The sequence below is a fragment of the Acinetobacter sp. WCHAc060025 genome, from assembly GCF_004209355.1.
GTDB lineage: Bacteria > Pseudomonadota > Gammaproteobacteria > Pseudomonadales > Moraxellaceae > Acinetobacter > Acinetobacter wuhouensis.
On the sequence record NZ_SGSX01000022.1, the window covers coordinates 1 to 23,628 of the forward strand.

At 39.0% G+C, this 23,628-nt stretch carries 20 protein-coding genes; 6 read left to right on the top strand and 14 right to left on the bottom strand.

Annotation, left to right across the window (positions count from 1 at the left end):
* Positions 1-17 precede the first annotated feature (17 nt).
* The 4 genes from EXE09_RS15960 to trpA are packed head-to-tail and all read right to left on the bottom strand — an operon-like array spanning position 18 to position 3,995.
* Positions 18-1,001: an SPOR domain-containing protein gene (locus EXE09_RS15960; protein ID WP_068974085.1), complete on the bottom strand. Its 984-nt coding sequence runs from the start codon at positions 999-1,001 to the stop codon at positions 18-20.
* Positions 992-2,302 (bottom strand): bifunctional tetrahydrofolate synthase/dihydrofolate synthase, encoded by a 1,311-nt coding sequence (folC, locus tag EXE09_RS15965; protein WP_130117906.1) that lies wholly within the window; start codon positions 2,300-2,302, stop codon positions 992-994. The genes EXE09_RS15960 and folC overlap by 10 nt, the downstream gene beginning before the upstream one ends.
* Positions 2,299-3,195, bottom strand: coding sequence for an acetyl-CoA carboxylase, carboxyltransferase subunit beta (gene accD / locus EXE09_RS15970; protein WP_068974087.1), 897 nt, complete (start codon positions 3,193-3,195; stop codon positions 2,299-2,301). Before accD ends, folC begins: the two co-directional genes overlap by 4 nt.
* Positions 3,192-3,995, bottom strand: coding sequence for a tryptophan synthase subunit alpha (trpA, locus tag EXE09_RS15975; protein ID WP_130117907.1), 804 nt, complete (start codon positions 3,993-3,995; stop codon positions 3,192-3,194). Before trpA ends, accD begins: the two co-directional genes overlap by 4 nt.
* Before the next feature lie 637 nt (positions 3,996-4,632).
* On the opposite strand from trpA, the gene EXE09_RS15980 reads away from it, so the two are divergent.
* A complete protein-coding gene (locus EXE09_RS15980; protein WP_087554434.1) occupies positions 4,633-5,409 on the top strand; it encodes a hypothetical protein in 777 nt (258 codons plus the stop codon).
* Positions 5,410-5,414: 5 nt separating this feature from the next.
* Here EXE09_RS15980 and EXE09_RS15985 read toward each other — a convergent pair whose 3' ends face one another.
* Positions 5,415-6,446 (bottom strand): AraC family transcriptional regulator, encoded by a 1,032-nt coding sequence (locus tag EXE09_RS15985; RefSeq protein WP_130117908.1) that lies wholly within the window; start codon positions 6,444-6,446, stop codon positions 5,415-5,417.
* A gap of 167 nt (positions 6,447-6,613) precedes the next feature.
* On the opposite strand from EXE09_RS15985, the gene EXE09_RS15990 reads away from it, so the two are divergent.
* Both EXE09_RS15990 and EXE09_RS15995 read left to right on the top strand, forming a co-directional pair.
* On the top strand, positions 6,614-7,489 hold the full coding sequence (locus EXE09_RS15990; RefSeq protein WP_130117909.1) for a metal-dependent hydrolase: 876 nt from the start codon (positions 6,614-6,616) through the stop codon (positions 7,487-7,489).
* Between the two features lie 63 nt (positions 7,490-7,552).
* Complete coding sequence (locus EXE09_RS15995; RefSeq protein WP_130117910.1) at positions 7,553-8,443, top strand: metal-dependent hydrolase; 891 nt, start codon at positions 7,553-7,555, stop codon at positions 8,441-8,443.
* Between the two features lie 24 nt (positions 8,444-8,467).
* Here the strand turns inward: EXE09_RS15995 and EXE09_RS16000 are convergent, their stop codons facing one another.
* The 5 genes from EXE09_RS16000 to EXE09_RS16020 form a co-directional block, all read right to left on the bottom strand.
* Complete coding sequence (locus EXE09_RS16000; protein ID WP_130117911.1) at positions 8,468-9,463, bottom strand: DUF2804 domain-containing protein; 996 nt, start codon at positions 9,461-9,463, stop codon at positions 8,468-8,470.
* A 281-nt stretch (positions 9,464-9,744) separates the two neighbouring features.
* Positions 9,745-11,877 (bottom strand): 3-hydroxyacyl-CoA dehydrogenase NAD-binding domain-containing protein, encoded by a 2,133-nt coding sequence (locus EXE09_RS16005; RefSeq protein WP_130117912.1) that lies wholly within the window; start codon positions 11,875-11,877, stop codon positions 9,745-9,747.
* A gap of 11 nt (positions 11,878-11,888) precedes the next feature.
* Positions 11,889-13,094 (bottom strand): acetyl-CoA C-acetyltransferase, encoded by a 1,206-nt coding sequence (locus tag EXE09_RS16010; protein ID WP_130117913.1) that lies wholly within the window; start codon positions 13,092-13,094, stop codon positions 11,889-11,891.
* 242 nt (positions 13,095-13,336) lie between these two features.
* Positions 13,337-13,852 carry a GNAT family N-acetyltransferase gene (locus EXE09_RS16015; protein ID WP_130117914.1) on the bottom strand — a complete coding sequence of 172 codons (516 nt, stop codon included), beginning with the start codon at positions 13,850-13,852 and terminating at the stop codon, positions 13,337-13,339.
* Between the two features lie 85 nt (positions 13,853-13,937).
* Entirely contained in the window at positions 13,938-14,948 is a 1,011-nt protein-coding gene (locus tag EXE09_RS16020) for an AraC family transcriptional regulator (RefSeq protein ID WP_068974096.1), read from the bottom strand.
* A 211-nt stretch (positions 14,949-15,159) separates the two neighbouring features.
* On the opposite strand from EXE09_RS16020, the gene EXE09_RS16025 reads away from it, so the two are divergent.
* The 3 genes from EXE09_RS16025 to EXE09_RS16035 all read left to right on the top strand — a co-directional run bounded on the left by EXE09_RS16025 (position 15,160) and on the right by EXE09_RS16035 (position 20,486).
* Positions 15,160-16,278 carry a CaiB/BaiF CoA transferase family protein gene (locus EXE09_RS16025; RefSeq protein ID WP_130117915.1) on the top strand — a complete coding sequence of 373 codons (1,119 nt, stop codon included), beginning with the start codon at positions 15,160-15,162 and terminating at the stop codon, positions 16,276-16,278.
* Between the two features lie 406 nt (positions 16,279-16,684).
* Positions 16,685-17,938 (top strand): carbohydrate porin, encoded by a 1,254-nt coding sequence (locus EXE09_RS16030; RefSeq protein WP_130117916.1) that lies wholly within the window; start codon positions 16,685-16,687, stop codon positions 17,936-17,938.
* Between the two features lie 151 nt (positions 17,939-18,089).
* The gene (locus EXE09_RS16035) at positions 18,090-20,486 is read left to right on the top strand and encodes a glucose/quinate/shikimate family membrane-bound PQQ-dependent dehydrogenase (RefSeq protein ID WP_130117917.1); all 2,397 of its coding nucleotides are present in this window, start codon (positions 18,090-18,092) and stop codon (positions 20,484-20,486) included.
* A 131-nt stretch (positions 20,487-20,617) separates the two neighbouring features.
* On the opposite strand, the gene EXE09_RS16040 is transcribed toward EXE09_RS16035, so the two are convergent.
* The 4 genes from EXE09_RS16040 to EXE09_RS16055 form a co-directional block, all read right to left on the bottom strand.
* Complete coding sequence (locus tag EXE09_RS16040) at positions 20,618-21,022, bottom strand: NUDIX hydrolase (RefSeq protein ID WP_087553748.1); 405 nt, start codon at positions 21,020-21,022, stop codon at positions 20,618-20,620.
* Positions 21,023-21,059: 37 nt separating this feature from the next.
* Complete coding sequence (locus EXE09_RS16045) at positions 21,060-22,229, bottom strand: low temperature requirement protein A (RefSeq protein ID WP_087553747.1); 1,170 nt, start codon at positions 22,227-22,229, stop codon at positions 21,060-21,062.
* Positions 22,230-22,342: 113 nt separating this feature from the next.
* Complete coding sequence (locus EXE09_RS16050) at positions 22,343-22,807, bottom strand: YybH family protein (protein WP_068974102.1); 465 nt, start codon at positions 22,805-22,807, stop codon at positions 22,343-22,345.
* A 460-nt stretch (positions 22,808-23,267) separates the two neighbouring features.
* Positions 23,268-23,609 carry a YegP family protein gene (locus EXE09_RS16055; RefSeq protein WP_087553746.1) on the bottom strand — a complete coding sequence of 114 codons (342 nt, stop codon included), beginning with the start codon at positions 23,607-23,609 and terminating at the stop codon, positions 23,268-23,270.
* Positions 23,610-23,628: the final 19 nt, after the last annotated feature.

The following is a 23,628-nucleotide window of genomic DNA, read 5'->3' on the forward strand; positions in this document are numbered from 1 at the left end:
ATTAACTTAGAAGAGAATTAACGGCGATCTAAAGGTGTCCATTCATTCACCCAAGCCGATTTCATACCTAAACTCGCATCAGAATTAATTTTCTTACGCATAGCATCAGCGGCTTCACGATCTTTTGATGGACCGACCATAATACGGATCCCCTTCGATGTTGGGCTCTTGGTCACCTTATAGCCTTTGGCACGTAATTTTGCAGCAACAGCATCAGCATTGGCTTCATTGGCAGCCAGTGCCACTTGAACCATCCATTGCTTATCACCATTTTCCAATAAATCACGTGCTTTATCCGCTTCAGCCTTTTTCTTCTCGGCTTCTTGAGCTTTACGTTTTTTCTCAGCGGCTTCATCAGCAGCTTTTTTATCTGCTGCTTTCTTTTCAGCAGCTTTCTTCTCTGCCTCAGTTTTACGCTGTTCTTCAGCTTTACGTTTCTTTTCTTCTGCTGCTTTTTTCTCTGCATCTGCGGTAGCTTGACGCTTCTGCTCAGCTAACTTTTTTTCAGCATCAGCTTTTTGTTTGGCTTGCGCATTTTGCTGTTCAAGTTTTTTCTGTTCTGCTGCTTTTTGTTGCGCTTTGGTTTTTTCATCCTGAACGAGTTCAGGTGGAATGTCTGTACCTTCTTGAGCAGCGGCACCACGTCTTGCATTGGCAGCCGCATATTCTTCGGCAGCTTTACGTGCTGCTTCTGCTTCCGCCTGTTGCTGCATACGTAAGAATTCGGCAGCTTTGGCTTCTTGTTCAGCCACAGCTTTTTCACGGGCACGTTTTTGCTCTTCAAGCAAACGTTTTTCCGTTGCGACATCTACTGTTAATGGTTGTAACTGTACGGGTGCACCCGCAGGTTCAACCTTTTTTGGCTGTACTTGCCCAGCCTGTGGTGCCGTTTGATTTTGGTGAATTTCTTCTTTGCCTTTGAGAAGCAATGCTGCCAATAAAACGCCACCACTCAATAAAACAACACCGCCCATCCAGCGTTGTTTGTTATTCATTGACATTCTTCTAAATACTCCCAGACCGCTTCTAAGGTATGAAACGAACCACACACCAAAATCAGCTGATTATTATTGGTTTCTGCAAGCGCTGATTTAAATGCTGCTTGTACACTATTAAATTGTTCAACTGTCTCACCCTGCAAAGCAGCTTGCAATTGCTCCATTGACGCTGCACGAGGCACAGTGAGTGGTGCAATTTTCCACTTTAATACAGTATTTTTCAATAACTTGACCACAGAATCTATATCCTTGTCAGACAGCATTGAAAAAACAGTGATAACTTCTGTGTACTGTTTATTGTATTCTAAGAATTTTCGCAATTGCTTTAACAAAAAATCAACACCATGCGGATTGTGTCCCGCATCAAAAATAACAGTTTTTTCTTGTGTTTTTGTGAATTTATCTTGAATTGTTCGTATTTCAAAACGCCCTTGTAACTGCGCATTTTGAATTCCTTGAGCAATGGATTGCTGTGAAACTTTTAACCCACTCACTAAAATTGCAGCCACAGCAGTCGAAATATTTTCAATTGCCAAACGACCCAATGGTAATTTTAAAGTCACACCTGAGCCTGCAAAGTCCCATGTTTGACCATCACTTGAATCTTTGTAGAAATAATCACGATTTACGGCATATAGTTTTGCACTACATTCATTTGCTTTATTCTGAATGGCTTGTGGAAGTTCCTGAACACCGCCAAAAACCACAGGAATATTGGGGCGAATGATTCCTGCTTTTTCAAAAGCAATTTTTTCAATGGTATCGCCTAACCAATCGGTATGATCTAAACCAATATTGGTGATGACTGCGACATCAGGATCAATCACATTGACCACATCTAGGCGACCGCCTAAACCGACTTCAAGCACCCAAACATCACATTCCTTTTGTTTAAAAATGACAAATGCAGCCAGTGTTGTGGCTTCAAAGAAAGATAGGGATAAATCACAGATACGGCGTGCTTGATCGACTTGGACAAAGGCATCAATTAAGGTTTGATCATCAACCTCTTGCCCTGCCAGTTTGACACGTTCATTAAAACGATAAATATGCGGTGACTGATATAAGCCAACATTAAAACCTTGCGCATTTAGAATGGCAGCAAGCGTTGTTGTCGTTGAGCCTTTACCATTGGTTCCAGCAACCGTTAAAACCTTTGCATTGGGCTTCATGACACCCAATTGTTCAGCCACAGGAATGACGCGCTCTAAGCCTAAATCAATCCCTGTAACGTGAACATGGCTCCAATAATCGAGCCATGTTTGTAAATCGTCAGTATTTAATGGTGCTGTTTGATTGTTCAAGGCAAATTCATCAGTTTCGCTACAATACGATATACAGTATCACGTAATGCATGACGATGGACAATTTGATCGACTACACCATGATCAAGCAAGAATTCTGCACGTTGGAACGGTTCTTCCAGTTTTTCACGTACAGTTTGTTCGATCACGCGCTTACCTGCGAAACCGATCATTGCTTTAGGTTCTGCAATATGTACATCACCGAGCATTGCCAATGATGCGGTTACACCACCGTACACAGGATGAGTTAACACCACGATATAAGGTAAATGTGCATCTTTCATTTTTTGGATCGCGGCAGAAGTACGTGCCATTTGCATCAAAGACAACATGCCTTCTTGCATACGCGCGCCACCTGAAGCAGCAAAACAGATCAATGGTTGTTTATCTTTAATGGCTTTTTCCGCAGCTTGGACAAAACGGTCACCAACTACAGTCCCCATAGAACCGCCCATGAAGTCAAATTCAAAGGCACATGCAACCATAGAAATATTTTTAACTTGTCCTTGCATCACCACAAGCGCTTCAGTTTCACCTGTTTTTTCCTGCGCTTCTTTCATACGCTCTGGATAAGGTCGGCTGTCGACAAACTTTAATGGATCTTTAGCTAAGAACTGTTGACCCAATTCAGAACTAACATTGTCAAAGAACCAATTTAAACGATCACGTGCTTTCATTTTCAAATGTTCATCACATGATGGGCAAACATAGGCATTGAAAGACATCGCAGTACGCGTCACGAGTGCATGACATTCAGGGCACTCAATGGTCGGTTCAGTAAACGTCGCTTTAAGTGTCTGTTGTTGGTCAGGCATATGAATGCCTGGAACTGTGCGATCTGTCCACGGCGTGGTTGCGCTGAGGATTTTCCCTGATTTCACTTCTTGATTCATACTAACTCATCGAGCGCTGCTCGAAGCTCCTTGACTTTATTCACCGCGGCTTCAGCGGCTTGTTCTGGTGCAAGATTTGCAAATGGTTTAACAAAAGCACTACCGACAATCACAGCATCGGCAACTTGACCCACTGCTTTTGCAGAAGCTGCATCACTGATCCCAAAACCAACACCGACAGGAATATCTGTCACCTGTTTGATTTTTTGAATACGTGCTGCCACTTCTGTGGTATCCAATGTTGCTGCACCGGTTACACCTTTTAATGACACATAGTAAATAAAACCACTGGCTTGATTCACCACATGTTGAATACGCTCATCAGTCGATGTTGGCGCAAGCAAGAAAATTTGATTCATATCGTACTTTTGTAAGACTGCATCTAAATCTTTTGCTTCTTCTGGTGGTAAATCCACAAGAAGTACACCATCCACACCACAGTCATTCGCATAAGCCACAAACTTTTCATAACCAATCACTTCAACAGGATTTAAATAGCCCATTAAAACAACAGGTGTTGCGGTATCTTTTTGACGAAATTCTTTGACCATATTCAAAGCATCAAGGGTATTGGTACCCGCTGCGAGCGCACGCTCTGCTGCAAGTGCAATCACTGGACCATCTGCCATTGGATCGGAAAATGGTAATCCAAGTTCTACAACGTCTACGCCCGCTTCAACCATTTGATGTAACAACGGTACAGTTACATGTGGTTGAGGATCACCCGCCATAACATAAGAAACCAAAGCCTTACGCTGTTGAGATTTAAGCTGTGCAAAACGAGTGGCTAAACGTGACATAGGGTTGTACATTCCTTGAATTGTTTAAACTTGAGGAGTTTTAGATGAATAAATTGTTTGGAAGACTTTAGAATACATTGACTTATTCTTTTCATCATCCAAATGTATAAATACAAGACATCGCTTAGCATTGTAACGCTATTTTTTACCCAAAGGATAGAGTCACATGAACGCCGAAACGTATCTGTTTTATATCACAACTCTGCATCAAAAATCATAAAACAACCCACGGATACATTTAGCGCTATTTTCAAAAACAGAACAATGATCAAAGTTACCTATTTTCAGACTTTAAAAATCCACTCAAAAATCATAAAAAAACATTTAAAATTAAATAAATACATAGATTTTCAAAGCTTTTCAAATACGTCTATTTATTTTTATGAATTGCAAAAGTTGTTCCACTTTGAATACTAATCTTTTTATTTTTCAAATTTGACTGATGTACCACACGATAAAATGTAAGCGCTTTGACCCGTGCTTACCATTTATAATAACATTAGCGAAATTGAACAGTGATTTACGACTTAGACTAAATGCTGCATAATCATTTTATTGACTAATAAAATGAGCCCTACAAACGGCTTATTTTTGTTTAGCATTCGACAACCGAAACTATAATGAAAAGAATTGTGAAATGAATATTTCGATAAAAAAAAGACAGCCTGACTATATACCTTCTCAAGATTTATACCTCTCATCATTATTTGTCAAACTAATAATTATTTGCACGGCAATTACAGTTTTAGGCTTTTTTTCCTCTTTTGGGATCAAAGATATTTATTCAAATTTGATTGGGAATACAACTCAAGCCAAAGTGATTGGCTTTAATCAAGGACATGCTGGCGGTACAGTCATTGAACATCCAATTCTTGATGTTTATACCCCCTTGAAAACCATAAAATACGAAACCTATGGCAATGAAACTCAACTACTTTCATTGGAACAGGATCAAATTGTAGATGTGAAATATATTTTAAATCCACAAGGCGACATTGAATATTTACGGGTCAATGCTTTTACTGCACTTTGGTTTATTCCTATGATTGCGATAATTGGTAGCCTATTTATTATATTTATGATTTTTCATTTATTTCCTTTTAATTATTTATATTGGACTCGAATACAGAAAAGATTTCAAATATTAAAGCGAAATACGATAAGAGAAAAAGCAATAGTAGATAAAGTTCAATTTATAAATACGAGTAAAAATGAAACCAATCTTCAACTGATAAAATTATATGTTCATGTTGCCATCAACAATCAGACCTATCACTACATCAGTTCTGAAATCGAAGTATTATTTACATTTAAAATGACCCATCCTGAAATCATCATTTACATTGAGCCAGATCATAAACAACGTTTTGAATTAGATATCACCTCATTTTTACATCACAACAATGCACTATAATCATTCTACATTTTCAACTGCTGTTTTTTCTGCAACAAAGTCTGCCCACTAAACGCTTTATACGCTCTCGCCAAAGCAGACTGATCAGAATACCCCAAACGCATCGCAATATCGGTCAATTGCACATGACTTTCTAATAACTGCTCACAACGTTTCATTCTTTCAACTTCAACAATCTTTTTAAATGAACTATCTAATTCACTCAATTGACGCTGTAAAGTGCGGGTAGAAATATGTAATTCCTGTGCAATATCTTCAATTTTCGGTGCCTGTTCTTTGAGTTTTAAATATTCAGCCACAATCAAATGTAACTTATCGACCAATGTTTCATACTTTTGCTTAGATGCAATCGCTTCCTCAGCTTGTCTCACCAGAAGTTGCATCAAAGACGGATCCGCTTGCTGGATTTTAAGATTTAAACCCTCTAAACCCAAAACAAAACGATACTCAGGCTGATTAAACAACACCTCACAATTGTAAAACTTTTGATAATGGTAAATCGCCTTTTGCGGTGGATGCGCAAAATGCACACTCAACAATGGAAATTGATCTGCGGGAACAATTTTACGTGCCAAATGCATCATCAACGCATTGGTAAACTCATTGATTAAAATATAGCGCTCATGATGAAAAGGCCAAATCAAGTGAACATCTGTCCCTTGTTGCACCATTTGCATCGGAATAATTTCATCCCCATCGATCACTAAACGGCTAAATCGCAACACATTTTGCAGTGCTTCAGCGACAGTCGTACTCCGTGAAGCCATATAGCCCAACACACCAAAATGCTCAGGGCGCACATATTCCGCAATTTCAAAAACCAATTGTGGACAATCCAAAGCCTGTTTGGTCTTTTCCATCAGCTGATGGAAGAATAAATAAGAAGATTGGGTATCTATAGGCAGGGATAAAATTTCAAGTAAGCGTGTTTTTTCATCAACATTTAGAAACTCAAGTGTTGCTATTTCCATTCCTCGTTCAGACACAAACATCTGCCAAAGATGAAAATAACCATTCGGAATCTGTAAATCTTGCATTTTCCTACACTCTTTTAATTCTTAGGATCAATTTATCGCACTGGTCATTTTGACATTACACATTTTCATTCTGTCGTAAAATGTATAAAAATTGGCAACATCTGTCAAAACAAACTTGTAAATAAGCGACATACTGAAATCATCTAAAGTGATGCAAGTAAAACAAAATGAATGCATTAGTGAAATATCAAGTTGATCCTGTGGTTCGCACCAAGCTCGACTTTAAACTAGAAGAAGTACCACGCTTCTGGTTCGGTGGTGATCCATTCCGTACTCGATTATTTGACGCACTCAGCCTGACCTTTCCAGATGGTGAGCGTTACTTTATCGAAAGTGTGCGTTTATTTCGTGACAAAATCACTGATCCTGATTTGCAACAACGTGTTGCCGATTTTATTCGTCAAGAAGCACAGCATGGCATTGCCCATGACAAAATGAATCAAGTCATGAAAGATCAAGGCATGCCTGTTGATCAATTCATTACTTTTTTACATAAAATTTTTAAATTTGAACTGACGCAACGTTCGCCACAATACAACATTGCCATGACTTCTGCGGCTGAGCATTTGACCGCATTAATGGCAGATACTTTTTACAGTAAAAAGGAAACCTTAGCTGAAGCTCATCCTTATGTCCGTGCCTTGCTCGCTTGGCATTCTATTGAGGAAATGGAACATCGTGATGTGGCATTTGATGTGATGAAACAAGTCGGTGAAGTTCCGGAAAATTTAAGAAAGTTCACCTTGGCTTTTACCACATTTATGATGATTAATTTCACACTCTACCGTGCCAATGTCATGTTAAGGCATGATGGTTTTAGTCGTATAGAACGTTTGAAAATGGCAGCCAAAGGCTTGCCGTGGTTCTTTGGTCAGAAAGGCATTTTTTCTGCCATGAAAACTGAATATATGGATTGGTTTAAAAAAGATTTTCACCCCAGTCAGCATCCTGTTATTCGTCAATACCAAGTTTGGGTGGATACCATGGCTGAAACCAATGATCCAATCCAAGCGGGTGAAGCTTTTTGGCAAGCAGGTTTATAACAACTCAATGATGTAAATCATAAAGCTTGGTTTGAATTTTGAATAATTGCGAGAAATAAAACAATGAATGCATATGTAAAAGGAAAAAATGAACAACATCAGGTTGATCCTGTTGTTCGTAGCAACCTCGATTTTAAATTAAATGAAGTGCCCCGCTTTTGGTTCAATAATGATCCATTCCGCACTCGAATGTTTGATGCTCTAAGCCTGACCTTTCCCGTCGGTGAGCGCTATTTCATTCAAAGTGTTCGTGCGCTTCGTGACAAAATTACCGATGCTGACTTACAACAGCGTGTTTCAGATTTTATTAAACAAGAAGCGCAACACGGTATTGCCCATGACAAAATGAATGAGGAAATGCAACGCCAAGGCATGCCTGTTGATCAATTTGTTAAATTCATGAGTGCTCATTTTGATCATATTTTAAAAAATCGATCTAAGCAGTACAACATCGCCATGACCGCTGCAGCTGAACATTTGACAGCGCTGATGGCTGAAACCTTTTACAGTAAAAAAGCAACCTTAGCGGAAGTTCATCCTTTTGTTCGTGCTTTGTTTGCGTGGCATGCCATTGAAGAAATGGAACATCGTGATGTGGCTTTTGATGTCATGCAAGAAGTTGGTGAAGTTCCCGAATATTTAAGGAAATTTGCTTTGGCTTTTACCACGGTACTGATGTTTGGTTTTACCTTTTATCGTACCAATGTCATGCTAGGCTATGACGGTTTTACTCGCTTACAACGTGCAAAAATGGCAATAAAAGGTTTACCTTGGTTCTTTGGCAAAGACGGAAAATTATCCGCTATGCGTGAGCAATATATGGATTGGTTCAAACCTGACTTTCACCCGAGCCAGCATCCTGTTATTCGCCAGTATCAAGTTTGGGTGGACACTTTGGCAGAAACCGATGACCCGATTGCAGCAGGTGAAGCATTCTGGAAAGCTGCGCTTTAATCAAATCAAAATATTAGAACAACATTACCACTTGGCATAATGTTGTTCTAATAAACCATACTCATGATTTAACAGAATAACATCTCCATTTTCCATCTCTATTGAGCCACTAATTCGAGATTGCCACTGACTAAATTGACTACCAATTAATCTCAGATTTAAATTTTCAAATCTACGCCAACCTGTTTCAACCGTTAGATTTAATCGCTGATCCAAAGAGCGAATTGACCAAATATTGCTATCTATCTTTTCAAATAATACGTCTGCGATTGCAAATAATTGACCATTCACCCAAAGACAATTTTCATTGCCAAAACTTTCATTGACACCCGAAGCAAGGTTTAACCCAATCCGATGACCATTTTGATCCCAAAAATTACACGACAACCAAAACCATGCCGTTTCTGGTCTTAAAAAGCCACACGTATCATCTAATGAAGCTAAAGTTTTCTCATTAAAATGAATAATCTCTTTATTTTTATTAATAAAAAAACCTTCAACCGCCAAAGTGGTTTTCTTCTGCGTATATGTCCAACCATTGATACCATTTGGACTACATAAGCTTAACGGCTCAGTGCCCGCACAAAAAATTCGTGCTTTAAGTTGCACCTCTCCATGGCGTGTCGCTTGTATATAACGCACACCATTAGCATGTTGTATTTCAAACTCAAAAGGCGATTTACTAAAATGACTATGGCTATATTGCGGTTGTTCATCTAGAACTGTGCCACGACCTAAAATCGTATTGGCATTCCATTCCAAAACCTCATCATTTGAATGATCATAGAAATAAATAAAACCATGCCCTGCCCAACCGATATCAGCAATCGCAATACCAATCGAATAATGTTCATGTTGAATACTACAAAATTTAAATTTTTTATATTTTAATTGCTTACGCCATCCTGTTAAGACTTTTCCGTAGGGCGTTTTATAAATATATTGATCGACCCCAATCGCAGATGGAAGCTCTTTAAAACGTCCATAGCGTGGTTGACCATTACTTTGTATTAAATCCATGTGAATTCCCAATCCTTTATTTAAGGGAAATTATTAGACTTTAGTCGATCTTTTGATTATTACTATTTTTAGCTATTTAGCAACATCCTGATCACTCAAAATATATCATGTTAAATAATTATTCTAGGATTTCCCCCCAATCACCATGAAATGAATAAAAGTACAACTATGACAATACATTCAATAATCAAAAAAAAGAAAAGAGGCTTTTGCCTCTTTTCTTTTGTCTACTTTTTTAAATTCATCTGTTCAATTGCCACTTTAAAATTGATTCAAATGTCTTAATCAATTTTTCCACGTGAAACAGCATCTTTCAACCTTTGTGGCGCTTTGAAACGCTCACCGTATTTGGCTTCAAGTTCATTGGCACGTGCTAAAGCTTTGTCTAAACCATATTGGTTTAAGAACTGAATCGCACCACCTGTCCACGGCGCAAAACCAATCCCGAAGATCGAACCGATATTGGCATCCACTACAGATTCAAGGACGTTTTCTTCATAGCAACGTAATGTGTCGAGTGACTGAACAAACAAGATACGGTCAATCATTTCCTGTTCAGAAATATCAACATCCTGTTTCCAATGGCTCAAACCACCCCAAAGATGTTTTTTGCCACCTTCTGGATAATCATAGAAACCTGAACCTGCCGCCTTACCTTTACGTCCAAACTCATGAATCATGGTTTTCAGCACATCTTCTGATGGAGAATGTGGCAAGTCTTTACCTTCAGCTTGTAGTGCCTTACGGGTTTCATTGGTCACATGCTCAGACAAGGTCAATGCAACTTCATCCTGAATCGCCAATGGCCCCACAGGCATACCTGCTTTGAGTGCAGCCATTTCGATACGTGCAGGGTGTACGCCTTCTGCAAGTAAACGCAGACCTTCATTCACAAAGGTACCGAATACACGGCTGGTGAAGAAACCACGGCTGTCATTCACCACGATTGGTGTTTTACCAATTTGCTGAACATAATCGTAGGCTTTAGCTAAAGTTTCAGCAGAGGTGTTTTGTCCTTTGATGATTTCAACCAAAGGCATTTTGTCGACAGGACTGAAGAAGTGCAGACCAATAAAGTTTTTGTCATCTTTAGAAGCTTTTGCTAAACCTGTGATTGGCAATGTTGAAGTATTTGAAGCAAACACACCACCATCAGCTAGGAATGCTTCTGCTTCCTGAGTCACTTTGGCTTTGAGTTCCTGATTTTCAAAGACCGCTTCGATAATCAGATCACAGCCTTTGAGATCAGCCGCATCAGCCGTTGCAGTGATCAGATTTAAGATCTGGTCACGTTTCTCAGCGGTCATACGACCTTGAGACACTTTTTTGTCCAAAAGTTTTTGGCTGTAGGCTTTACCTTTTTCTGCATTTTCAACAGAAACATCTTTCAGTACAACAGCAATGCCTTTTGAAGCAGTTGAATAAGCAATACCTGCACCCATCATCCCTGCGCCAAGCACACCCACTTTAGTCGCTTGCCATTTTGCGACATCTTTCGGACGGCTCGCACCTGCTTTAATCGCATTCAGACCATGCCAGAATGTACCGATCATGTTTTTCGCCACTTGCCCTGTTGCAAGATAAGTGAAATAACGTGATTCAATGGTTAACGCAGTATCAACATCAACCTGAGCACCTTCAACCGCAGCAGCCATGATCGCTTCAGGCGCAGGATAGCAACCTTTGGTTTTGTCACGCAGCATTGCAGGGGCAATCGCAAGAATCTGAGCCACCGCAGGGGTTTTAGGATCACCACCCGGAATTTTATAACCTTTTACATCAAACGACTGTTGTGATTTTGGATTGGCTTTGACCCATGCAATTGATTTTTCCATCAATTCGTCAATTGAGTCTGCCGTGTCATGGATTAAACCTAGAGATTTGGCTTTATCCACACCAAACTGTTTGCCTTCCATCAGGAATGGGAATGCATTTTGTAAGCCCAAAAGGCGTACCATACGCACTATTCCACCACCGCCTGGCAGTAAACCTAAAGTTACTTCAGGTAAACCAAACTTAGACTTTGGATCATTTAAGGCAATACGTGCATGACAGCCGAGAGCAATTTCCCAACCACCGCCAAGCGCTGTACCGTTTAAAGCTGCAACCACAGGTACACCCAAAGTTTCGATGTAACGCAGTTCTTTTTTCATCAGCTCAACGATTGCCATGAACTCTTTGGCATCTTCAGGGCGAGCTTGAATCAAATCATCCAGATCACCGCCTGCAAAGAAAGTCTTTTTCGCTGAACGGAAAATAACGCCTGTTACACCTGAATCCGCTTTAAATTTTTCTACAGTTTCAGTCAAGGCTTTTTGGAAGTCTGCATTCATGGTGTTGGCAGACTGGTTTGGAGAATCCATAGTCAGAATAACAATGCCATCCGCATTTTTTTCGTATTGAATTGCGCTCATTCTTATTCTCCTTATACCAACTCAATAATGGTCGCAATACCCATGCCACCACCCACACACAATGTTGCTAAACCACGTTTTTTGCCTTGACGTTCAAGCTCATCAAGCAGAGTACCTAAAATCATTGCACCTGTTGCACCCAATGGATGACCCATGGCAATCGAGCCACCATTTACATTGACTTTTTCCACAGGAACATTTAATTCGTTAATGAAACGCATCACCACCGATGCAAAGGCTTCATTCACTTCAAACAGGTCAATATCATCAATCGTTAATCCTGCTTTCGCCAATGCTTTACGTGCAGCAGGTGCAGGACCTGTCAACATGATTGTCGGGTCTGTTCCCACAAGTGCGGTCGCTAAAACTTTGGCACGTGGTTTTAAACCTTGTTCTTTGACAGCTTTTTCTGAAGCAAGCAGCACCACCGCAGCACCATCCACGATGCCTGATGAGTTACCTGCATGATGGACATGATTGATCTTTTGCGCTTCAGGATATTGTTGAAGAGCCACCGCATCAAAGCCCATGCCACCCATCATTTCAAAACTTGGATTGAGTTTTGCTAAACCTTCAGCAGTTGTCGTTGGTTTGATAAATTCATCTTTATCTAAAATCACTACGCCTGCTTTGTCATTTACAGCCACGATAGATTTATCAAAATGACCTGCCGCCTGTGCAGCTGCTGCTTTACGCTGTGAATTTGCAGCAAATTCATCTACATCGGAACGCGTATAACCATCCAAAGTTGCGATAAGATCTGCGCCAATGCCTTGTGGTACAAAGTTGGATTTTAAATTAGTTTCAGGATCAAGCGCCCACGGTCCGCCATCTGAACCCATCGGGATACGTGACATAGACTCTACGCCACCAGCAACCACGACATCTTCCCAGCCTGAACGGACTTTTTGCGCAGCCATATTGACAGCTTCTAGACCAGATGCACAGAAACGGTTGATCTGCACACCAGCAACATCATTGTCCCAACCTGCAGCAATCGCAGCAGTTTTGGCAATATCCCCACCTTGGTCTGCAATCGGTGTCACACAGCCCAATACGATGTCGTCTACTTTAGATGTATCAAGATTGTGACGATCTTTTAATTCATTGAGTAATGTGGTGAGTAAGGTAATTGGTTTGACACTATACAGTGAACCATCTTTCTTTCCTTTTCCGCGTGGTGTGCGAATGGCATCAATGATGTAAGCCTCGCTCATAGCTGTTCCTTTTTATGACTTTAAATTTGTTATGGTGCTTCGAGTGTACTTTATAAAAGGTGAAGTTCAATGACGAGAACGAAACAGTTCAATGATATTTTTTGTCAATGCATCATGGGACTCAATTTCTAATTTTTACAATAAATCATTAATTTATAAAATTCATTTAAAATAATATTTGGTAGAAATAGCAAATCAGCCACTTTTTACACTATAGCGTTCAATTTAGATCATCTTAAGCATCACAGTTTTAATTGCATTGCACAACGTGTCTCAGCGTTAAAGCCGAATTTCACTTCATTCTCCAAAGTTTGTTTTAAATAATCTGGCTGTTCAAAACTTTCGAGAATGATAAAACCTAATTTCTCATAAAATGGGCGATTCCATGTCACATCGATAAAAGTCGTTAAGGTTACGGCTTTGAAATTTTCAGTTGTTGCAAAAGTAATTGCATGCTCAATCAACTTTCGCCCAATGCCCTGCCTTTGCAAATCCGACCTCACATCAAATTCAATTATATAAAAATCTTGATCTTGCTTTTCGGCATATAAAAAGCCCACCACTTGATTTTGCTCATTCACTATAGAGAAAGCATAAACATGAGTGATTAATTCATAATGAGTTTCAACAGATAAGACAGGAGCATCAATCAGCCACTTTAAATCTGGAATACTTAAAAATGCTTGCGTTGCTGATTTTTCAACGTCAATCAACTGTTCAATATCTGACAATTCCGTTCTTCTTATTTGGTATAGCATTTCAATTCAACCTAAAAACATAAAAAAGCCCAAGATTAACTTGAGCTTCTATTCACCAACAATATTTACAGATTCAAATCATCAATTAGAGATAACCATGCAATTGACGATACAGACCTGGAGTCACACCTGTCCACTTTTTAAATGCGCGATGGAAAGTACTGGTTTCACTAAAACCAACTTGCTGTGCAACATCTTCCAAAGTTAAATCAGGATTTAACAATAAGTGAATCGCTGCATCACGGCGTAAAGCATCTTTAACACCTTGGTAGCTCTTGCCTTCCGCCGCCAAACGACGACGTAAAGTTTGTGGTGATAAATACAACATTGAAGCCACATCATTCAAAGTTGGCATTTCCTCACCAATTTGGCTCTTTAAAACTTCACGAATACGCGAAGTTAAAGAGTTGGTATTTTTGAATTTCACCAACAATTGTGCAGGTGCAGCTTTTAAAAATTCTTCTAGGCTAGCTTCATCTTGACGAATCGGTAAATCTAAATAATCCGCTGCAAAAGTAATTTCTGTACGTGGCATGTCAAATTGCATCACTGGTGCAAAGAACAATGCATCATATTCATCTGCATGATTCGGACGTGGATAACCAAAGTGAACACGCTCCAAAGGAATACGACGCTCGATGAGCCACGATGCCAAACCATGCCAAATCATCAGCATACTTTCTGTGATGAAATGATCTGGATCCATGGTTTTTGGAATGAGCGGAACTAGACGCGCTTCATGCTTATCACGTTCTACTGCAACCGACCATTCATCACCAAATAATTTATAGAATTGTGAAGATAATTCTAAAGCCTCACCTAAAGTCTTCGCGTGAATAATCAGTTGACACATAATGGCAAAAGAACCCAAACGACGTGGTTGAATATCAAATCCAACATGCTCATCCTGAGTCACCATCCACAACATTTTCACAAAGCGAGTATATTGCTCTGGCGAAATACGTGCTTTAGGTTGACGAAGCAACTCAGCTTCTATGCCCACATGTGACAGTAAAGTGTCTACATCCATGCCTAAGCGCTTAACACCGGTTAAGGCTGCATTCACAAAATGGATACTAATCGTATCACGACTCATGGTTAATCCTTCAGTCTCTCTGATGTTCACTAACAATTGACCTAAATGACGCTAAAAAATATTTGATTGGCGATTTACAACAGTGTGAATTGCCGAATCACATCATAAATTGCCGAAATGATCAAGGTAAATGGCTGAACATGACATTGTTTTGTTAATTTTATATTTCTAATATAGGTATAAAATCAACACTATATTGGTAAAAACAATTATGACAGCAGCTTTAAAGGGATTGAAAGTTCTCGATTTTTCAACTTTATTACCTGGACCATTTGCAACTTTATATCTTGCAGACCTAGGTGCAGAAGTGATCCATATCGAATCTCCAACTCGTCCAGATCTGGTTCGTCTCTTCCCTCCTTATGCCAATGGGCAAGCCACATCGCATAGTTATTTGAACCGAAATAAACAATCTGTGACTTTGGATTTGAAAGACCCTGCCAGTGTTGAATTGGTAAAACAAAAAATTTCTGAATTCGATATCGTCGTTGAACAATTTCGTCCAGGAGTAATGCAACGATTAGGCCTGGATTATCAAACTTTGGCTGAAATTAATCCTCGTTTGATCTATTGTTCAATCACAGGTTATGGACAAACAGGTTCGTATAAAGACAAAGCTGGACATGATATTAACTATATTTCTTTATCTGGTGTTGCAGGTCATAGCGGTCGCCAAGACAGTGGCCCACCACCGATGGGAATCCAAGTCGCAGATGTTGCAGGTGGTTCTTTACATGCAGTGATCGGTATTCTTTCAGCGGTTGTAGAGCGCCAACAAAGTAATCTTGGGCAATATATTGATATTTCCATGACCGATTGCGTGGTTGGGTTAAACAATATGGCAGCTGCAGCAAGTTTGGCTGGCGGTCAACATCAACGTCGCGAATCAGAGCAACTCAATGGCGGCACATTTTATGACTATTATGAAACAGCAGATGGTCGCTATTTGTCGATTGGGAGTTTGGAGCCGCAGTTTATGACAGGTCTCGCAACAGCACTTGAATTGCCTGTTTTAATGGCAAAAGGCGCTTCTTTTGATCCTGAGGATCGAAAAGAAGTGAAACAAGCACTGCGTGAAAAAATTAAAACCCGAAATTTTGAAGATTGGAATCAACTCTTTGCGCAACTCGATGTGTGTGTAGAACCTGTTTTAAACTTAGAAGAAGCTTTAGATTCAAACATTGCCAAAGAACGTCAATGGGTAGTGAATGTACCTTTAAAAGAAAATTCTGAGCAAACTGAACCTCAATTGGCTTGCCCTATCAAATTCTCACGCTCACAAATGCAATATCAATACATTGGACAACAACTTGGTGAAGGAATATGGTGAAATATAAATTCAAAAATAAAATCCTGATTTTTGTGTGAATCTTACTTACAAATTGGTTATTTTATTTACAATTTATATAATCTGTAATCATAAAAAGCGATGTAGTCTACCTAAAAAGATTATGTCGCTTTTTTAATTTTAGATATTTCCCAACCATAAATATCAGCTCATAAGCCTACCTTAAGCCAAGTTAAAATCTTTTACAAAATAATAAATTCATCAACAAAATCAAATATAAAGTTAAATTATCTCGACTAATTATTATCTAAAAATTACAAGCAAAAATGTCACAGTATGATAAAAATATTACAAATATACAAAATAACTGTAAATATTATTATAATTTTATACAAAAATGAGAGTACTATATATTTTAAGTTACAAAGTGTTATTAAGGTCACCAAATATGAATAAATCTAAAGATCATTTTTTTTGGGCGACAAGCCTTCTCTCTCTATGTTGTACTTTTCAAACCGTTCATGCTGCTGAAGCATTTGATGTTGAAAGTCCATGGATGTTTGGTGATTGGAATGGCAAGCGTACCGAACTTCAACAAAAAGGTTATGATTTCAGTTTTGGCTATACAGGTGAACTCGCCAATCTACTCGATGCAAGTCACCACTCAAGCCATGGCACAGAATATGCTGATCAATTTGCGATAGGTGCACATGTCGATTTAGACAAAGTCTTAGGCTGGAAAGATACCGAAGCTCAAATCACCATCACTGAACGTAATGGTCGTGCACTTTCACAAACCTCAGATGCTCTAGCAGGACATTTAAGCTCTACTCAAGAAGTCTGGGGGCGTGGTCAAACGTGGCGTTTAACTGATTTTTGGATCAAGAAAAAATTCTTTGATCAAAAACTAGATGTGAAAATCGGGCGTTTTGGCGAAGGTGAAGACTTCAATACTTTTGATTGTGATTTCCAAAATCTTGCACTCTGTGGTTCACAAGTCGGCAACTGGGTGGGTGATCAATGGTATAACTGGCCAGTCAGCCAATGGGCAACCCGTGTCAAATACAACCTCCAACCAGACTTATATGCACAAGTTGGGGTTTATGAATATAACCCTGAAAATCTTGAACGTGGTAAAGGCTTTAATTTAAGTACGGATGGTTCAAAAGGTGCAATTATTCCTGCTGAAATCGTATGGCAACCAAAGCTCAGTCCAGCTCAATTATCTGGTGAATATCGCTTAGGCTATTACTACAGTACAGCAGATGCGACCACCATCAAAAACTCAGACAAGACTGATCATAAACAAGGTGCTTGGGTTGTAGCGAAACAACAACTCACTGCACACAATGGTGATGCAAATCGTGGCTTAACAGGTTTCATCAACTTAACATTCCATGATTCGGACACCAATAAAGTCGACAATATGCAAAATATTGGCTTGGTCTATAAAGGTCCTTTCGATGCTCGTCCAAAAGATGATATCGCAATCGGTTTTTCTCGTATCAGCATCAACGACGATGTCAATGACATTGAAACTCGCCAACAAAATGAAGAATACAACACCGAAATTTACTACGGTGTTCATGTAACCAATTGGTTAACTGTGCGTCCAAATATTCAATATATCCGCCATGTTGGCGCATATGAAGATGGTGAAAATGCGTGGGTTGGCGGGATCAAACTGCAAACCGCATTCTAGTTTATAGATAATAAATATTTTGGTGTGAAGTTGCATGCTGCGATCCATACTAAGATATTTAAAATCTAAAAATTCAAAAACTATGCTTAATCAATCCTGTGAAGGATGAATCAAGCTTTCAATTATTAATCAGATATATAGGTGGTCTATTATGCAAACTCCATCTTCAGGGCTGAGAACATTTACGGTTGCGATTGCAATCGTATTTGGACTGGTTCTATTGATCGGCGGGATATATCTTGCAGTGCTTGGTGGGTCTTGGTATTACATCATTGCAGGTTTACTATTCTTAATTACCGCAATTTTATTACGCAAATTAAAAAGTTCCGCATTATGGGTCTATGCCATTTTGGTGTTAGGTACTGTGGTATGGGGCTTATGGGAAGTCGGTTCTGACTTCTTCGCCCTTGCCCCTCGCTTAGATATTTTGGGCGTATTTGGTTTATGGCTACTCATCCCTGCAATTACCCATGGCTTTGTGAATAGTAAAGGTGCAAAAGTTGCCTTAACAGGTTCTTTGGCAATCACGATTGCTGTGATGATCTATTCAATTTTCAATGATCCTCAAGAAATTCGTGGGACATTGAGCAGTCAACAACCAGCAACAGCGCAAGCAATTGCAGGCGTTGCAGAGGGTGACTGGCCTGCTTATGGTCGTACTCAATCAGGTTTACGTTATTCCCCATTAACACAAATTAATGCTGAGAATGTTAAAGATTTAAAAGTCGCTTGGACATATAACACGGGTGACTTTAAAACGGATCAGGATTCAGGTGAAACCACCAATCAGGTAACGCCAATTAAAGTCGGTGACAATATGTACATTTGTACAACTCACCAAAAATTGGTTGCTTTAGATCCAACAACAGGTAAAGCAAAATGGACATTTGATCCTAAGCTTAAAGCAGACAATACCTTCCAACACTTAACTTGTCGTGGTGTATCTTATTTTGATGCCAACAATACTGTTGGTTTTGAAGCGAGTTTAGCTGCGAAGAAATCCACTTCTGAACAATGTCCACAGAAAGTGATTTTACCTGTCAATGATGGTCGTTTAGTTGCGATCAATGCAACGACGGGCAAACCATGTACAGACTTTGGTCATAATGGTGAAGTGGATCTGCAAAAAGATATGCCATTCCCATATCCAGGTGGTTATATCCCAACCTCCCCTCCAGTTGTCACAGGTACAACCATTATCATTGCAGGTTCAACCACAGATAACTATTCAACTGAAGAACCATCGGGTGTGATCCGTGGTTATGATGTGAATACTGGCGCATTGTTATGGGTATTTGATACGGGCGCTGAAGATCCGAATAAAATCCCTGGTCCAGGTCAAAAATATGTTCAGAACTCTCCAAATGCGTGGGCACCTTTAGCATACGATGCAAAACTGGACATCGTGTATGTACCAACAGGTGTAGGTACACCGGATATTTGGGGTGGTAACCGTACTGAGTTACATGAACGCTATGCAAATTCAATGTTAGCGATCAATGCGACTACAGGTAAATTGGTATGGAATTTCCAAACCACTCATCATGATTTATGGGATATGGATGTACCATCGCAACCTACCCTTGCAGACATTCAAGACAAATCAGGTCAAACCGTACCTGCAATTTATGTCTTAACAAAAACAGGGAATGCCTTTGTTCTAGATCGTCGTACAGGTAAAGCAATTGTTCCGATCACTGAAAAACCAGTGCCACAAACAGTAAAACTTGGTCCTCAAACCAAAGGTGAACATTATTCTCCAACACAGCCATTTTCAGATTTTGATTTAGCACCAAAAGATAAATTAACCGATAAGCAAATGTGGGGCGCAACCATGTTTGATCAGTTGATTTGTCGTGTGTCTTTCCACAAACTCAACTATGACGGTATTTATACACCACCTTCAGAAAATGGAACATTGGTTTTCCCTGGTAACTTAGGTGTGTTTGAATGGGGTGGTATGTCCGTCAACCCTGATCGTCAAATTGCGGTGATGAATCCAATCGGTTTACCATTTGTGACCAAACTAATCCCAGCTGATCCAAACCGTAAACAAACTGCTAAAGGTGCAGGTACAGAAGCAGGTGTGCAACCGATGTATGGCGTTCCATATGGTGTTGAAATCAGTGCATTCCTTTCACCATTTGGCTTGCCTTGTAAACAACCTGCATGGGGTTATGTAGCGGGTGTAGATTTAAAAACCCATGACATCGCTTGGAAACGCCGTATCGGTACCATTCGCGACAGCTTACCAGGTATTCCATTACCTCCATTCAAAATGGGTGTGCCAATGTTGGGCGGTTCAATCTCAACAGCGGGTAACGTGATGTTTGTTGGTGCTACGCAAGACAACTACATCCGTGCGATCAATGTCAGCAATGGTGATGAACTTTGGAAAGGTCGTCTTCCTGCTGGTGGTCAAGCAACCCCGATGACCTATGAATCAAATGGTAAACAGTATGTTGTGATCATGGCGGGTGGTCATGGTTCATTTGGTACTAAAATGGGTGATGCTTTAGTGGCTTATGCACTTCCTGATAAAAAGTAATCTATTGAGATACTAAAGACTAAACATTCCATTTAGATACATATAAAAAACAGGTCTTCGGACCTGTTTTTTATTACGCTCAATAAAACATTACTTAAAGCTTATATGCTTTTCGTTAATCATTTTAAAAATCAAAAGCTTCGACTTTTCACTTCACCATTAAAATAAAAACAATCTTCAACTCGTATTTTTTGAATAGGTGATAGCGCATCAAAATCAAACCATTCATACTCAGAATGCTCATCACTCAGCTGAATCATCTGCCCTTCTGCCAATGTGCATCTAAAAATAAATGCATGAGAATTTACAGCGGAATGAAAATATACACCCGATAAATATTCAATTGAAATATCGCAACCAAGCTCTTCTTTACATTCTCGAACCAAAGCCTCATGTATGGTTTCCCCTTGATCCAAACCACCACCAGGTAGCCCCCAAGCACAATCTGCATAAGTGGCTTTTAACAATAGAACTTGTTGTTGATCATTCAATATCACGGCATGCGAGCTTAAACGATAAAAATCATGGAATCCCATAGTCTTATCTCACAAATCATTCACCTACGAAGAAATATTAACGTGCCAAAAAGCATTTAGAAAAAACTAAACGCAAAGCATAAACAATCGAAATTGCAAATATTGCATAACCGATATGTTCAAACCACATCCGAATCATACAGATAATGACTGCAGAAATTGGATAGAGCCATCGCTTGATACCTGACAAATGATGAATATCTTGAAGTAACCACAAACTCGAAGCATAGACGATGAGCGAAAATACAATAAAATAACATACAACTTGTGAGGAGACTTCTGCTTGCCCTGTCACCACATTTACTGCAGCAGCTAAACCTGCGCCCAAAGCAGCAATACTGACAAAAATCAAAAAATGCCCATAGCCCCATATAAATGCGCGCTTACGACTATTTAAATACTCAGCAACATCATGATCAAAATATGCCCACCACATGGTAAACATCATCAATAAACCACCGATACAGAGAAATATCAGTTCTGTACTCAATAATTGATGGTTGATCGCATCTGATATGGCATTAAAACAACCAATAATCGCCTCACCCAAAACGATAATAGTCAATAAAGCATAACGTTCTGAAATATGATGCGGATGCCACGGCGTCATATTATTTGCTTCAGCAAAAACTGGTACAAAAAGTTCGGCAACAACCAGTAGTAAAAACAAATAGATTGTGAAATTAATCGGTGTAAAATGGAAAAGTAACCAGCCAATTTGTACAAGAATGATTCCATATGCATAACGTAGTGCAGTACCTTTACGTTCAGGATCATTATGAGCAACACGGAACCACTGTGTCACTAAGCCGACCCGCATGATGAGATAACCAATAATAATCACATCAAAATCTTGCTGTTGGAATGCTAACGGAATTCCCGCAGCGATCACCAATGAACCAATGATCTGAACAAACGTCACAATTCGATAAAAAGCATCGTCATTATCGTATGCGGAAGCGAACCAACTAAAATTCATCCACGCCCACCACAATGCAAAAAACACCATAAAATATAGTGTTAGCCCATGTGACAAATGATTTTCCACAATACTATGATGTAGTTGCTGCCCCGCTGTTGCAATGGCAATCACAAAGATCAAATCAAAGAGTAACTCAAGCGATGTCGCAACACGATAATTTTCTTTCGGATCTCGTGGACTAAGCGGTTTTAGCCAACCATATTTTTCTAAGCATGAATTTGACATTATTGGTGCATTTTTGAGGTTATTTTACTAATTTTTTCAAAAAATCAGCAATCAATCAACAAAAATAAAGCCCTAAATAGGGCTTATCTGATAAAGACAAAAAATTCTCGGTATCAAACCACCAATCTCAATTTTGGCTTATCTTTAAGTACAATTGCTTTACCTGTTGCCATATCGATTGGCATAGAAATATGTTGATGCACAACCAACCATTGCCCTGCTTTCTTTTGTAGACACAATGTCGTTCTACACCAAGGCATTTGTAATTTATCTTTGAGTAAAGCGTTTTCTACTTTTGAATGACAATGCAATACAGCCAAATCATCTGATGCATGAATCTTCATATCACGTCGTACGATTTGCATATGTTCATTGAAATATGGGCTCAATTTTTCCCATTCTTTTTTATATTCATCTACGCCATCAAGTTGTGAGCTAACATCGAACATGCTGACATCATCAGCACACTTGCCTACGAGGTTCTCAATCTTTTGACCAATGACAGCGGCATCCCATAATTTAATTTGTGAAATGACTTCATTCGCAATATTTTGATTACCATCGATTTCAACTTTCATAAAAAACACCTCAGTTATTTTTATTTGTGATGAATTTAACACTTTATATGTTTTTAGTTAAATAATTAAATGTTATTTTTTGGTAATAAAATCATCAACTTTATTTACTTATTCGAATCACAAGAATATTTTTTTAAATCACAGAATAAAAGGTAAAATAACATTATTTTTTTCAATTAGTTATAACCAATAAAAGGATATTAATAATGATAAAAGTGAAATCTAAGCTTATATATTCATAATTATTATTTAGATAGCTTTAACAAATAGTCAAAAACCAGTCCTAATTTATTTTTATTATTCAAATCAACTTCAAAAAATTTTGAAAACCTATCTTAAGATTCCTCCAAAAATTTACTTTTGATTACATTTCATACCAAAAGCCATAATCATTACGTAGTTATTTCTGTTCTAAATCAAAAAAGGCATACGCCAAGTGCATGCCTTTTTTGATTCAAGATCAAGACTCAACAGTTAAGTCTTTAATTTTATCTGAGGGTCCATTTTTCTTTACAGATTCAATACCATTGTCACGTGCTGCATCACCTGAGTAAAATTGGCTGGTGCCAATGATTTGATGATTCGCAGCTTTCAAATTAAAGTAAGGTTTTCCATTCTTCGCTTCTAAGCGGTCATAACGTGCATCATCTGGGCTGTTTTTCTGTATTGATGCTATACCATTTTGTGCAGAAGCTTTTGCTTTGTATAACTCACTGGTCAGAATCACTTCTCCATTTCCAGCTTTTAACACAAATCGATATTGACCGTCTTTTGCTTGACTAATTTCATACCATCCTGACATGGCTCACCTCTTGATTATT